13 protein-coding genes are annotated in these 13013 nt (G+C 40.3%); 7 read left to right on the forward strand and 6 right to left on the reverse strand.

Features of this window, described 5'->3' with window-relative positions; translation table 11 throughout:
* Positions 1-16 precede the first annotated feature (16 nt).
* Positions 17-199 carry a hypothetical protein gene (locus tag G3T18_RS00715; protein ID WP_224408591.1) on the reverse strand — a complete coding sequence of 61 codons (183 nt, stop codon included), beginning with the start codon at positions 197-199 and terminating at the stop codon, positions 17-19.
* A gap of 71 nt (positions 200-270) precedes the next feature.
* Between G3T18_RS00715 and G3T18_RS00720 the strand changes: the two genes are divergently transcribed.
* The 6 genes from G3T18_RS00720 to G3T18_RS25675 all read left to right on the forward strand — a co-directional run bounded on the left by G3T18_RS00720 (position 271) and on the right by G3T18_RS25675 (position 2747).
* Entirely contained in the window at positions 271-729 is a 459-nt protein-coding gene (locus tag G3T18_RS00720; RefSeq protein WP_224408592.1) for an AAC(3)-I family aminoglycoside N-acetyltransferase, read from the forward strand.
* 205 nt (positions 730-934) lie between these two features.
* Positions 935-1123, forward strand: coding sequence for a DUF6888 family protein (locus G3T18_RS00725; protein WP_224408593.1), 189 nt, complete (start codon positions 935-937; stop codon positions 1121-1123).
* Positions 1110-1358, forward strand: a complete 249-nt coding sequence (locus G3T18_RS00730; protein ID WP_224408594.1) for a DUF6887 family protein — start codon at positions 1110-1112, stop codon at positions 1356-1358. Before G3T18_RS00725 ends, G3T18_RS00730 begins: the two co-directional genes overlap by 14 nt.
* Before the next feature lie 174 nt (positions 1359-1532).
* On the forward strand, positions 1533-1751 hold the full coding sequence (locus tag G3T18_RS00735) for a hypothetical protein (RefSeq protein ID WP_224408595.1): 219 nt from the start codon (positions 1533-1535) through the stop codon (positions 1749-1751).
* Complete coding sequence (locus G3T18_RS00740) at positions 1744-2166, forward strand: retropepsin-like domain-containing protein (protein ID WP_224408596.1); 423 nt, start codon at positions 1744-1746, stop codon at positions 2164-2166. Before G3T18_RS00735 ends, G3T18_RS00740 begins: the two co-directional genes overlap by 8 nt.
* Before the next feature lie 350 nt (positions 2167-2516).
* Positions 2517-2747, forward strand: a complete 231-nt coding sequence (locus tag G3T18_RS25675; protein ID WP_318013909.1) for a hypothetical protein — start codon at positions 2517-2519, stop codon at positions 2745-2747.
* Here the strand turns inward: G3T18_RS25675 and G3T18_RS00750 are convergent.
* The 3 genes from G3T18_RS00750 to G3T18_RS00760 are packed head-to-tail and all read right to left on the reverse strand — an operon-like array spanning position 2722 to position 5085.
* Entirely contained in the window at positions 2722-3675 is a 954-nt protein-coding gene (locus G3T18_RS00750; RefSeq protein WP_224408597.1) for a vitamin K epoxide reductase family protein, read from the reverse strand. The two genes, G3T18_RS25675 and G3T18_RS00750, sit on opposite strands and share 26 nt — an antisense overlap.
* A gap of 46 nt (positions 3676-3721) precedes the next feature.
* Positions 3722-4489, reverse strand: coding sequence for a proteasome-type protease (locus G3T18_RS00755; RefSeq protein WP_224408598.1), 768 nt, complete (start codon positions 4487-4489; stop codon positions 3722-3724).
* A 53-nt stretch (positions 4490-4542) separates the two neighbouring features.
* The gene (locus G3T18_RS00760) at positions 4543-5085 is read right to left on the reverse strand and encodes a zinc ribbon domain-containing protein (RefSeq protein WP_224408599.1); all 543 of its coding nucleotides are present in this window, start codon (positions 5083-5085) and stop codon (positions 4543-4545) included.
* A 205-nt stretch (positions 5086-5290) separates the two neighbouring features.
* Between G3T18_RS00760 and G3T18_RS00765 the strand changes: the two genes are divergently transcribed.
* Entirely contained in the window at positions 5291-6865 is a 1575-nt protein-coding gene (locus tag G3T18_RS00765; RefSeq protein ID WP_224408600.1) for a WD40 domain-containing protein, read from the forward strand.
* 3972 nt (positions 6866-10837) lie between these two features.
* Here the strand turns inward: G3T18_RS00765 and hisS are convergent.
* Positions 10838-12121, reverse strand: coding sequence for a histidine--tRNA ligase (gene hisS / locus G3T18_RS00770; protein WP_224408601.1), 1284 nt, complete (start codon positions 12119-12121; stop codon positions 10838-10840).
* Positions 12122-12411: 290 nt separating this feature from the next.
* Positions 12412-12975: a hypothetical protein gene (locus tag G3T18_RS00775; RefSeq protein WP_224408602.1), complete on the reverse strand. Its 564-nt coding sequence runs from the start codon at positions 12973-12975 to the stop codon at positions 12412-12414.
* Positions 12976-13013: the final 38 nt, after the last annotated feature.

Here is a 13013-nt window from a genome sequence, read left to right on the forward strand (position 1 = left end):
CTGCCGCCGCACAACTTCACCGTTGAACCCCAAATAGATTCTGGAAGTGAAATATGCCCTTGATTTGGTGAACCATCAATCTCAATCCTCTTGCTGCATCCTCAAACCAGTAGCCAAACCTTGACCATCGTAGCATCGTGCCTCCGACAATTACCACGCCTACCGCGATCGCGCGATAAATTCTTGATAAAATCCACATCTGGGGTGTTATGTGGAAAAAGTCCGTCTAATATATAGTTATACGCCAACGTAGCGCTCACGGCTTTCGAGATGAATTTTGAGATCAAACAGCTTAAGAGTAGTGATATTTTGCTAATGCGGGATCTGTTGGATTGCTTTGGAACAGAATTCAACGAGCCGGATACATATCAAGAAAAACAACCATCGGATCGGTATCTTGGTGAGTTATTGGATAGCTCAACCTTCATCGCCATGATTGCATGGGCTGAAAATCGTGTTGTGGGCGGTTTAACTGCATATGAGTTAAAAAAAGTTGAGCAAACGCGCAGCGAAATCTACATCTATGATCTAGCAGTTAAGGAATCTTTTAGAAGGAAAGGAATCGCGACTGCACTCATTGATTCACTCAAACCCATCGCCAAAGAACGAAATGCGTGGGTAATTTTTGTTCAGGCTGATCTAGGTGATGAACCAGCAATCCAACTCTACAGTAAGCTCGGTGTCAGAGAAGAAGTGCTGCACTTCGATATCGCGATCGCTCCCCAATAAGTTTGATGTATAACAACGCCATGCAGCCGACCTACTTTCCGCTACACCTTCAGCATCCTCAAACCAGGAGCCAAACCTTGACCATCGTAGCATCGCGCCTCCGGCGATCGCGCCAGTGGGAGTAGAATTTTAGAGATAACCAGCAATGACTCCAGCCTTCAGTGAACACCTAGTAAAATAAGTCCAGGTGTAGTGAGTGTCCAGAATGCCTACTGCCAGACAATTGGAGAGTTTATATCGCATCTGCTATCAGTTAACGTATGTCATGCTTCAGCCGATACACCTTATTTGTGTCGATAACCGGACAGGTAATGTTTATATATTAGCTGGAGATGATGAGGAGATTGAGTTTCAGATTTTACCTAATGGAGAATTTGCTGATGAGCCAGGTTAACTATGATGCTATGTCTACTACTGAATTAAGAAACTACTTCCTCAAGCATCGTGGGGATAAGGCTGCTTTTCAGGCTTACTTAGACAGAATTAATCAACATCCGCTCAAAATCGTTGCCAGTCCTGACGATCCTGATTTTGATGAGAAAGTTCAAGCTGCGATTCGCCGAAAGTTAGAAGCAGCTAGAAGTAGCATTATTCAAAAGTCTAACGATTCAAATGTATCGGACGATTAAGACGGTGATTGTGCCGAGTTTAAGATTTTAGGCATAGCCCGCCGTAAGGCATCGCGTATACACAAACGGAGATTAAAAGCATTGGTAAAATAAATAGGTGATAGCAATTTGCCTCAATGCAACAAGCTAACATCTCCAATCTTTTCAATAAACTTCAAATGAGGAGATTCTCAAATGCCATTGGCTGAACTCATGTTACAAATCCAAGAGCTTTCCAAGATTGACAAGCTTCGGCTAATGCAGTTTCTTGCAACAGAACTGGTCAAAGAAGAAGATGCAAACTTCTTTGTTGAAAACCAAGATTATCCTGTCTGGTCGCCCTATAATTGCTCTGAGGCTGCTAATGTCCTGATGGATCTTCTGGCGACAAAGCAGCAAGAAAAGAATGGCTAACGCTCAAAGATTTCCCTACAAAATTATTGACAGCAGCCTTGGCATGGTTGATCGAATGCCGTACTTGCCTTTGACCCTCAGCCTTGATGGTCAATCCTTGAAGAGTGAGGGTTTACTGGATACAGGTGCAAGCGTTAATGTTTTGCCATACGAGTTGGGAATACAACTGGGTTTGCTCTGGGAGAATGAGAGTCTCTCGGTTGGATTGACAGGAAACTTGGCTCGATTTGAAGCTCGCGCAGTTGTTGTTGATGCTCAAATCAGTTCATTCCCCACCGTTAATCTTGCATTTGCTTGGACACAAGCACCCAATTTGCCTCTAATTTTGGGGCAAGCTAATTTCTTCTTTGAGTTTGATGTCTGCTTCTTCCGCGCACGTTCTGAATTTGAAATCTGCCCCAAGCAAGGTGGATAGCACCCAGTTAAAAGCGACCAGTGAGTAGAGATACAGTTTGTGAGAGTATTGTAAAGTTTAAATACAAATATGGTCAAATCAAGTCATATATGCTATTCTCTACACTAGAATAAGAGTCTGTGAAACCGCTTTTGTACGGGTGAAAAACCTTCTAGAGTGCGACACTTGTAACCAATCAAGTTCTATAGGACTAGAAAGCAATCACAATCGGTGGAGATAATCAATTAAGTTCTAATTAAGTTAATTCCAAAAGCATTCCCAAAGGCTTTCACTAGCTATGGGATAGAGAGGTGCGTAGTTCACCCTAGGAGAATCAATCTCTCAAAGTAAAAGCGAAGGAAATTTCTGCAATGAAATTTAGTCTGTCTATATTTGACTATACTTTTACTAACTATATTCATCCTTTGTCTCAACGACCTTTATCTGTCATATTTTCAACTGAACAAAGATGCATTTTTGAGTGCTTTTATCGGGTCGATCGGGGTCGCGATCGCGCTACAGGAGGAACAGGTTTGGGACTCGCGATCGATCGCCAACTCTTCGTATTTCTCTGCTTTAGCGGTAAGGAAAGGGATATTTGAAATCCTGGGAACCTGTGTAACCAGAGATTTCCGCTAATTTTTCTAAAGATTGGACTCCGGGGTAAAGTTTTCCTTTGATTTCCCAAGCGGGAACACCTTGAATCCCTGCTTGCTGACAAAGTTGAGTTTGAGAGTTTTTACCTTGGGGATGACATTCGATATCCTTGATCGCAGCCAAAGCTTCTTTACCGAATAATTGTTTTTGTTCGTAGCAGTGAGGACAAGTATAAGAGGTGTAAAGTTTGGCGCCAATTTTTTGTAAATAATTGGCTAAGGCGATTTCGGATTTTCCAGAGGTATGAGTAATTTCCGGTCCGCTTTCTCCTGCGGTTTCGACGATCGCCGGTTCATTTACAGTTGTTGCTACTTGAGCGTTGTTCGTAGTATAAACCCAAAAAACGCCACTAATGGTAACGAGGGCGACAATTAAACTGGTAATCAGCGATCGCTGCATATTTTTCCATCGATGACCGAAGACGGTCAAAATAAACAAAGTTGTCGATAATAAGGCAGAAGTGATGCAATAAGGACATAAACCTTGAATTACCAAGAACATTATGCCCATTAAGTAGGCGCTAGTAATAGCCATTGCGGTTGCGATCGCCAGTAGCGCATACCAACTAATTTCTTCGAGTTGCGATCGCGCTTCTTTACCTAAACTTGATTTTAACACCAAAGGTGCTAAAGCGATCGCGGCTACACTACCATAAGCTAGGGAACCAAACAAAGATATCGGGATACCAAAAATGCTCGCATAAGAACTTTCTAGTACTTGTTCGCAGCCCGAAGTCGGACAAATTTCGGCTGATTTCCCTGATAATTCAGCCACAGTGAGAAACACTGTTTCGACAAAGCCGAAAGCTGCGATCGCGCCGATAATTATACGCGACCAATTGTAAATTCCACTCAGAAAATATAGGCGTTTCATGATTTTTGCCTCTTCCCACTAACGGGGGAATTCAATCGCAGATTCCTCAGTCGATCAAGATGTCGTCTTGGTCTTCGCAAAGTTCCTGCTGCCACTCTATATTAGGCATAGATTCAAAGGCTTTGCGTAAAGATTGCTCCCATAGTTTACGAATCTTAGCTAAATAAGGCGCACCGAGTCGCAATTGCAGTTTATGATGAATTTCAAAGCTGTCTGCTAAGTACATAATCGCATCAATCGGCGGACCTACGGAGATATTTGATTTCATGGTTGAGTCGATAGATAAAAGAGCGCATTTAGCAACTTCATCTAAAGACATTTCATAATGCAAAGTTCGATCTAAAATCGGTTTTCCGTACTTAGTTTCGCCAATTTGTAAAAAAGGAGTTTCTTTCGTAGCTTGGATAAAGTTTCCTTGGGAATAAACTAAATACAGTTGCGGTTCTTCTCCTTTAATTTGACCACCAAGCAAAATACTGCACTGAAAATCAATGTTATCTTTTTCTAACCAAGGACGATCTTGTTCTTGAACCTGACGAATTTTTTGACCTACGTGACGCGCAATTTCATACATACTAGGAAGCGTGGTAATATTCACTTCTTCCTGACTTTTTATCTCTCGATTTAACAAAGTCATTACGTTTTGTGTTACCGAAAGACTTCCGGAGGTACAAAGGATAACTACTCGTTCTCCTGGCTGACAATATTCAAAGAGTTTTTTGTAGCTAGAAATATAGTCAACTCCCGCATTAGTTCGCGAGTCAGCAGCCATAACTAAACCCGATTTATTGACGATCCCCAGACAGTATGTCATTAGTTATTTAGGTTGGTATTTGGTAGTTTGTAGTTGGTAAATGCGGCTACTGACTAAAGCTGATGACCGCAAGACGCGCAAAAGCGATCGCTCTTTTGCACCGGACTCCCACATTGAGTACAAAAACGACGTTCTGACTTAATTTCTAGGGGCTTACCCATCTCCATTTTCATGTTACCCATACGCATTTCCATTGGGTTCATATTCATCTCCATATCGCCCATTTTCATGGGTTTCATGGGTTTCATGGGTGACATTGGTGACATTGGTTCTATTGGTTCCATTGGTGATGCGTCAGCGACTTTTTCTAATAGCATTACGTCCGCATTTGCTAAGGAAGGTTCTGTGTTGAGAGTAGTCATTCCTTGCTCTTGGAGCTTGACAAAATATTTATTTTGTGCAGTTTGAATTGCCAAAACAAAACCTGTAGAAGTACGAAACAGACTTGGAGGTGAAATCCAGCTACCCGTTTGCAAGTTAATACTTTGACTTTGCTGCTGTCCGACACTACTACTAGTTAGAGTAATCAGCGTGCGATCGCCGTGATTTTCGACAGTTAACTGCTGACCTACACCTAAGCTACCTTGATAAGCCATAATTGTCCCCACTTCAACCTGTCTATTTCTAGGGTAATGCTACTCAGTAATTTCTAGCAATTAAGAATTACAAAATATGCTTCTTATCACCAAGCTATCTACTTAATAGTATAGCGAGAGTCTACTCAGTGCGACGAATAAGTTTAATTTTGTTACTTTGAAGAAGTAAAGCAAACTCGCTCATAATTCTCTCAAAATAATTTCTATGAGTAACATTACTTATTATTATCAAATTCTCGGACTTCAACCTGGTGCGTCACCTGAAGAACTGAAACAAGCTTACCGCAAAAAAGCCAAAGAATGGCATCCAGATCGTTTTACCGATAATCCTCAGCTTCAACAAAAAGCTGAAGCTGAATTCAAGAAAATAAACGAAGCTTACGAATATTTAAAATCTTATCAGCCTAACTTTAACAGTTTTAGTCAAAATGATAGTAAAACTCAGTTTTCTACTCAACCAACTTCACCCGAAATTTGGTATCAACGAGGGGTAGAAAATGCTCAATCTGAAAACTTTCTTGATGCTATTGAAGATTTCACCCAAGCAATTAAACTCAAACCAAATTATATCGAAGCTTACTATTATCGAGCTTTTATTAACGAAAAATTAGGTTATAATTTAAGAGCAGAATCAGATTTTCGTAAAGCCGCAGAATTAAAACTTTCTAGTCAGGTAAAAGACCCAACAACAAAATCCGCAACTTACGAACAGCAAACTACTTCAAAAGCCAAATCTTCAACTCAACAAAAAGAAAAAACATCTAAGTCTGAAGTTTCTAATCCTGAAAAACAAAAAAAAGCCAAATATTCTAAATCAAAAGTTGCCGATTCTGGAAAACAAGCAAAAGGCAAATCTTCAACTCAACAAAATAAAAAAACTGCTCTTTGGCGAAATGAATACACCTTTCAGGGACATTCAGATCGAGTAACTGCGGTTGCGATTAGACCAAAAAGAAAAACCCTTATTTCTGCTAGTTATGATGGGACGATCCTCGTGCGATCGCTAAATACAGGACGCAAAATTCACACTTTAACCGGACATTCCCAGCGAATTTATTGTTTAGCTATTAGTCCCGATGGGAAATTAATTGCATCAGGAAGTGCTGACAAAACTATCAAAATTTGGCAAGCAAACACTGGAAAAATTGTGCAAACTTTAGGTGGTTGGTTTAGGGGTCATTCAGATACAGTTACATCAGCTTGTTTTAGCCCCGATGGAAAAATTTTACTTTCGGGAAGTGCCGATAAAACTATTAAAATTTGGGATTTAAGTACAGGAAAAGAAGTAGCTAATCTGACAGGTTATTCAGCCGAAATTTTATCTATTGCTTTTACTTTAGATGGCAAATATTTTCTCAGTGGTGGGTTAGAAAAATTCCTCCGAATTAGAAAGTTTCCTGATGGGAAAATTACTCGTTCAGTTAAAGGGAATTCAGGGATTTTAGCAGTAAAATTTTCACCTAATGGAGAATTTTTTGCTACAGGTGGTTTTGACAGAACAATTAGACTCTGGGATTTCGCTACTGGAGAAGAAATTTGTACTCTTAAAGGTCATGGAGATCGAGTTTCTTCCTTAGCTTTTAGTCCAGATGGAGAAACTCTTGTTAGTGGTAGTTGGGATAATAATATCAAGTTGTGGGAACTGAAAACAAAAGCAGAAATTGCGACGCTTAAAGGACATTCAAAAGAAGTTTTAGCGGTAGCTTTTGCTGAGGATGGAAAAACTATTGTTAGTGGAAGTGCTGACAAAACCGTGAAAACTTGGGTAGTTAATAAATGAATGAAACTATTACTTTTATCGAATTTTTAAAAGCAAGAAACAACCTCTCCCCCAACCCCTTTCCTACGAGGAGAGGGGAGAAAAATTGTTAAGTTTAAATGTAATTACTCCCCCTTCCCTTGTAGGGAAGGGGGTTGGGGGGTTAGGTTATGGTAAGGATGGAAAAACTATTGTTAAATGAATGAAACTATTATACCAATTTACTTTATCTACGCTACATTAAATTGTGTAGAGACGTTGCATTTTAGTCTCTACAGGGTGTGCGTCTGTAGCATTAGTTTATGTAAATGGTATTACTTTTATCGAGTTCTTAAACATCTCTCTCCTACGAGGAGAGGGGAGAAAAATTGTTAAGTTTAAATGTAATTACTCCCCCTTCCCTTGTAGAGAAAGGGGTTGGGGGTTAGGTTATGCTTTTTAAGGTTCGCAAATCTTCTAAAAATCATCAAAAGAAAAATCAAGTTCATCGGGAGGAAGTACCACGTGGTTGAGGATAGCTTTATGACTTTCCCGTTGAGTTTCCGGAGAAATAGCGATCGCTTCGACGCTAATTTCCATACTACCTAATGGTACTTTCATCTGAGCAATGGTTTCTAATTCGCTAAAACGATTGGTAATTAAGTCTACTAACGCATGAGGTCCGTCTAGTAAGGTTCGCGTTTGACGGTCTTTAATCCACAATTTGATGTAAACTGAACCAGGATAAGATGATAATTTCACCCGCACCCGCATCGGTTCCCCAGGTATTAATTCTGTTTCTGAAATACTTAGTTGGGGAGTGGGAACTTCTCCTTTCCACTGTGGCTGAGAAAAAATCGCTGATTTGGGTAGAATTTGGGTTACTTCTGCGGGATAAGGTAAACCAGAAGTATCAACTGCGGTAGTATTATTTCTTAAATCGATTTCGTCTTCTGTTTCGATGACAATTTCGTCGGTAGTTTCGTCGATTACTACTTCGTTAGGTGGTTCTTCGGAAGAAATTTCTGCTTCGATTTCTTCGGTAGCTAACTCTGGTGTTTCTTCAGTAAGATTAATGATTTCCTCTTCTATTTTCTGTTGGTCGGAATTGATTTCTTTTTCTTGTTCTTCGGTGTCGGGAATATCGCTAGTAAAATCTAGAGAAAAATCTTCTATTTCTGTTTCGACTGAGGAAGCTAATTCTTCTTCTGCTGGTTCGTTATCTTCCTCTGGTGACTCGCTGGGAAGTAATTCTCGTCCCTCGATATCTGTTGCTAATGAGTTAAGTCTGGAGAAGAAACGTTCTTGCATTTTCAAAGCTTTAAACTCATCTTCAACGTTTCTCGATTCATCGCTAAACCAAAGATCGGTATTATCTTCATTTGCTGATTTTTCTGAAGAAGTTTCGTTACTAATTTCTTCAGCAGGGAAATCAGTAAAATCTTCTGCAAAAATATTTTCGTTGAAAGATTCATCTCTGGAAATTTCGTCATTTTCAACAACAATTTCTGAAGATTTTGCCTCTGGTTGAGACGAAAAATCAAACAAATCTTCTTGATCTAGCTCATTTTTTAAGTTGTTGCTGTCAGTAACTTCTTGGTTTTTTGATGAAGTTTGAGAGACTGGTTCTGCTATCTCTGGTTGTTCGCTATCAGTTGAGTCAAATTCGCTTGTTGGTTCTGCGTGCGCGATCGCATCGCCGATAATCTCTTGCTTTTCCTCTATATCATCTTTTGTATCTTTTGTCAAGGCAATTTCCAGAGATTTTTCTGAACTATCCTCAACCGCAGTTGAATCTGCTATTTTATTATTACCATTTCCGTTAGTTTTGCCGATCGCTTGATGCACAGAATCTTGCAATTGTTCCAAGTTTAAAACTACTGAAGTTTCTGTATCGGGATCGGTATTAACTTTTAAAGCAAGAGGTTTACCAAAATTAGGTAATCGTAAAGATTTAAAAGTTTTCTCTTCCGCAATCGAGCGACCAATTTTCGGCGGTATAATTTGACCAGACGAGCGTTTTGTAGACTTAACTTGCTCGCTTTTTTTAGCTAATTGGATGAAATCTTCTCTCAACGCTACAGCTTTTTTCTGCTTTGGTAAAGAAGATTCGACAAGCTGCATTTGTTTTTCTGTTGCGCGATCGCTATTTTCTTGGTTAAATATCTTTAACAATTCTTGAACATCGGCAGTTACAGTAAAGATTTTACTTGCTAAAATCACCCCAGAGGAAGATTGCAGAATCACTTCCCCTAAAATCAAACGAGTTTGACATTCGGGAGGAATCTCTAAGCGATCGCTAAAACTAAATGGTAAACTTTTCTCGACTAAAGCCCGTTCTTTTTCGAGTAAAATTTCATTAGATTGGGGATCGCGTAGTTGGAAAATCAACTTACCAGTTAAAGTAAAACTAGATGCTGCTGCTGTTTCTTCAACAGTGTCAATACTTCCCGCGATCGCTAAATTACCTAACTGATTTCTGACAAAAATTTCTTCTGTTAAACTTAAGTGTAATTCAACATCAGTTTCAGCATCTTTTATCGTTTCAATATCCGTTATAGTCTCTAAACTATCATTAGGAGGCTCTTTTAACTCTGCTAATAATGGCTCTACTGTCTGCTGCAAAATTTCCTCTAAATCTTGCACCGACTTTTCTATTAAAGAATTTGCCGTTGTTGTCGGATTATTTTGCTTAGTTTCTTCCCAGAAAATATCTGAGTCAACTAGCTCATCATTCTCAGTTTCTTCTCCTAATTCGGATTCATCTTTGTCTGTTAAATCAATATCTGTCTGAGCCAAATTTTCCGCGATCGCATTTGACTCATCATCATTTGACTCAATTTCGCTCAGCCAGCTTAACTCATTTTCCGAGCTAATTNCCGAGCTAATTTCCGTATTGGTACTGTCTTCCGAGGTAAAGCTTTCTAAATCATTAGTTCTCATTTCCTCGAAATCGTTTAACCAGCTTAATTCTTTTGCTGAATCAGTTTCCGAGGTCAATATTTCCGGATCGTCACTATTAGTTTCTCCCCAGAAAAAGTCTGATTCATTCACGCTATTGACTAATTTTTTTTCCTCTATCGATGGTGAGGAAATACTTATTTCTCCTGGGGAATTTTCTTCTTTGTGTAGAGAGCGATTATTATAACTTGTTTCTACATTGGTAGATATTTCATCTAAGTCTAACTCAGCATTTTTTAGCGATTCTTCTGATGCAATTGAATCGGCGATCAAAATTTCTGCTGTTTTCGAGGTAGCACTTGCACTAGAAATTCCCTTTTCTTCTAGAGATGTTTCCGTTTCAATTTCAGTTAAAGAAGGTAAATTTTCGGCAACAAAAGTAACTGGTTGGGGTGGGAACAAAGAAAGCTCCTCTTCCGACTCAATTTCTGGAGCTTCTGATAGTTCTATCGGTGTATTTCTAAGAGAAGGAACTGTAGTTGAAGGACTTATTTGTCGGTTTTCTATTTCTTCAGTTTGACTTTCTCTTGCTATTGCTGGATGTGAAGGTAAACTTTTCCTATTAGTGCTAGGTAGGATATCTAATTTAACAATTTCTTGCCAAGTTTCGCCAAGCAAATCTGACATAATATCGCCACAACAGCGAAATTCCCAAACACCAGGTTTAAGATAAGTATAAGGAATAACTACCATTAAACCTTGGGAATTAGTGCGACGCGATCGCTTGGAGATCCTGCGTTTTGGTGGTACTGCTTCGGTGTCTAAATGAGTGACGCGAATTTCCACATCACAATTATTTCGGGAAGAATGACTGACAACCCGATATTTACCTTCTTCTATTTCTAAACTTGGTTTATAAATTTTTTGCCAAGTACGTTCACCTTGTTTTTGAAGCAGAAATTCCCAGTATTCCATTTTTTTTTCCCTAGCGATCGAAGGTTGGTGATGGAAGATTTGGTATTGAAGATTTTTGAGTTAAAATTTGGCTCATTTTGCCAATACCTTATTAATTTTCCTCAGTCACCAGTTCTTATTTACTCTGTTTCATGCTGTCTAAATTTTCACTAAAGCATCTATTTGCTGTCGAAGTTTGTCAGTGGAGTTGAGTAACTCAGATTGTGCGATCGCTAGTTGTTCTTTTGATGCCATCCATTTTAGTTTAACTGTCTGATTTTCAGCTTCAGCATCTCCTAACACCAAGCAAGCTACTGAACCGCTTTTATCCGCTCTTTTGAATTGTTTAGCAAAGCCACTCCCACTTAAGTCTAAATCTACCGTAAATCCAGCGCTTCTCATCTTTTCTGCCAAAATCAAAGCTTGGGGTTCGGCTTTTTCTCCTCTAGAAACGAGATAAAAGTCTATGGCTGGATTTGGTGCTGCTTGCATTTGTTGTAATAATAAAATCAAGCGTTCCATACCGATCGCCCAACCGACTGCGGGAGTATCGGGACCGCCTAATTCCGATACCAGTTTATCGTAGCGTCCGCCACCACAAACTGCTGTTTGCGCTCCTAAATCTTGGGATTGAATTTCAAAAGCGGTATGAGTGTAGTAATCTAAACCGCGCACGAGACGAGGATTAATTTGGTAAGTAATGTCTAAATCAGTCAATAACTGCTGCACTAACTCAAAGTGACGCTGGGAGTCAGTACCGAGATAATCGAGTATTCTCGGTGCATCAGCAGTAATTTCTTGAGTCCTTTTGTCTTTGCTATCCAAAATTCTCATCGGATTGCGGTTTAAGCGTTCTTGAGAATCTGGATCTAACTCAGCTTGGTAAGGTGTTAAATAGTCTACCAGTGCTTGTTTATAGTTTTCTCGATCTTCACTGTCACCAACCGAATTCAGACTGAGTTCTAAATTTTTTAGCCCCAAAGCTTGTAAAATATTAGTAGCGAGATTGATAACTTCCACATCTGCTCTGGGATCTCTCGCACCTAATACTTCAACTCCTAATTGATGAAATTGTCGCTGACGACCAGCTTGAGGACGTTCGTAGCGAAACATCGGTCCTGTGTACCAAAGACGTTGTACGCCACCTTGAGCGTAAAGACTTTGTTCAATATAAGAGCGTACCACACCCGCAGTACCTTCTGGGCGTAGAGTCAGCGATCGCTCTCCTCGATCTAAAAATGTATACATTTCTTTCCCGACTACATCGGTAGCTTCTCCAATACCTCGCTCGAATAAGTCGGTTTGCTCAAAAATTGGCGTGCGAATTTCTTGATATACCGCTTTTTGCAGGATTTGTCTGGCTACGGTTTCTATTTGTTGCCAGTAACCAACTTCCTCTGGCAGAATATCTCTCGTTCCTCGTATTGCTTGAATTGCGCCCATATCAGTAAACAGTTAGCAGTTATCAGTTAGCAGTTATCAGGTATCAGTTATCAGGTATCAGTTAGCAGTTAGCAGTTATCAGTTACCAGTCCCCAATCCCCAATCCCTAATCCCCAGTCCCCAATCCCCAATCCCTAATCCCCAGTCCCCAATCCCCAGTCCCCAGTCCCCAGTCCCCAGTCCCCAGTCCCCAGTCCCCAGTCCCCAGTCCCCAGTCCCCAATCCCCAATCCCCAATCCCTAATCCCCAGTCCCCAATCCCCAATCCCTAATCCCCAGTCCCCAATTCCCCTAATTGTTATTGTTATTTTGCAACAGAGGACGGACAATGAAAAAGCTCACAGTGAAAGCTGAGAAGACAATCACTCCGATCGCGATCGCTAGTAACCAACCGTTAACATCAGATGATGAACTTTCTGAGTTAGTGGGACGACGAGATTTATGAGGAATTTCGGCTACCAATTTTTCTGGAGGTGGTGCAGGAGGATTCATTTTTGGTGGGGGTGGGGGGGGAATTTCCCTAGGTTTGACGGCTTTTGGTGGTGGGGGAACTCGCGCTGGAGTTTCTACGGGATCGAGCGAGATCGCGGGGGAAAAACTGTTAGCATCCCAGGAAGTCAAAACTTTTTCTAAAGATTGAGCCGATTGGAGAACTTTGGCTACTTCTTGCCGTAACTGGGCATTTTGTTGGGCTAACTGCTGATTTTGAGTCTTGAGTGAATCTAGCTGTGCTTGTGTGGTTTGTAACTCGGTTGCTAGTTCCCGATAAACCGAAATTGGCACCGAGGGACGATACCTGCTTGCAGCATCAGTAGTAGGATTTTGGGAATAATTAGTTTGGGGATTAGAGGTCATGGCATCATCAACAATTTATATAAGGCAATATTTTGCAA

This window comes from Oscillatoria salina IIICB1 (assembly GCF_020144665.1).
Lineage (GTDB): Bacteria > Cyanobacteriota > Cyanobacteriia > Cyanobacteriales > SIO1D9 > IIICB1.

Coding starts and splice junctions, on each gene's coding strand:
- G3T18_RS00715 (WP_224408591.1), bottom strand. CDS start 199: ATGTGGATTTTATCAAGAATTTATCGCGCGATCGCGGTAGGCGTGGTA.
- G3T18_RS00720 (WP_224408592.1), top strand. CDS start 271: ATGAATTTTGAGATCAAACAGCTTAAGAGTAGTGATATTTTGCTAATG.
- G3T18_RS00725 (WP_224408593.1), top strand. CDS start 935: ATGCCTACTGCCAGACAATTGGAGAGTTTATATCGCATCTGCTATCAG.
- G3T18_RS00730 (WP_224408594.1), top strand. CDS start 1,110: ATGAGCCAGGTTAACTATGATGCTATGTCTACTACTGAATTAAGAAAC.
- G3T18_RS00735 (WP_224408595.1), top strand. CDS start 1,533: ATGCCATTGGCTGAACTCATGTTACAAATCCAAGAGCTTTCCAAGATT.
- G3T18_RS00740 (WP_224408596.1), top strand. CDS start 1,744: ATGGCTAACGCTCAAAGATTTCCCTACAAAATTATTGACAGCAGCCTT.
- G3T18_RS25675 (WP_318013909.1), top strand. CDS start 2,517: ATGAAATTTAGTCTGTCTATATTTGACTATACTTTTACTAACTATATT.
- G3T18_RS00750 (WP_224408597.1), bottom strand. CDS start 3,675: ATGAAACGCCTATATTTTCTGAGTGGAATTTACAATTGGTCGCGTATA.
- G3T18_RS00755 (WP_224408598.1), bottom strand. CDS start 4,489: ATGACATACTGTCTGGGGATCGTCAATAAATCGGGTTTAGTTATGGCT.
- G3T18_RS00760 (WP_224408599.1), bottom strand. CDS start 5,085: ATGGCTTATCAAGGTAGCTTAGGTGTAGGTCAGCAGTTAACTGTCGAA.
- G3T18_RS00765 (WP_224408600.1), top strand. CDS start 5,291: ATGAGTAACATTACTTATTATTATCAAATTCTCGGACTTCAACCTGGT.
- hisS (WP_224408601.1), bottom strand. CDS start 12,121: ATGGGCGCAATTCAAGCAATACGAGGAACGAGAGATATTCTGCCAGAG.
- G3T18_RS00775 (WP_224408602.1), bottom strand. CDS start 12,975: ATGACCTCTAATCCCCAAACTAATTATTCCCAAAATCCTACTACTGAT.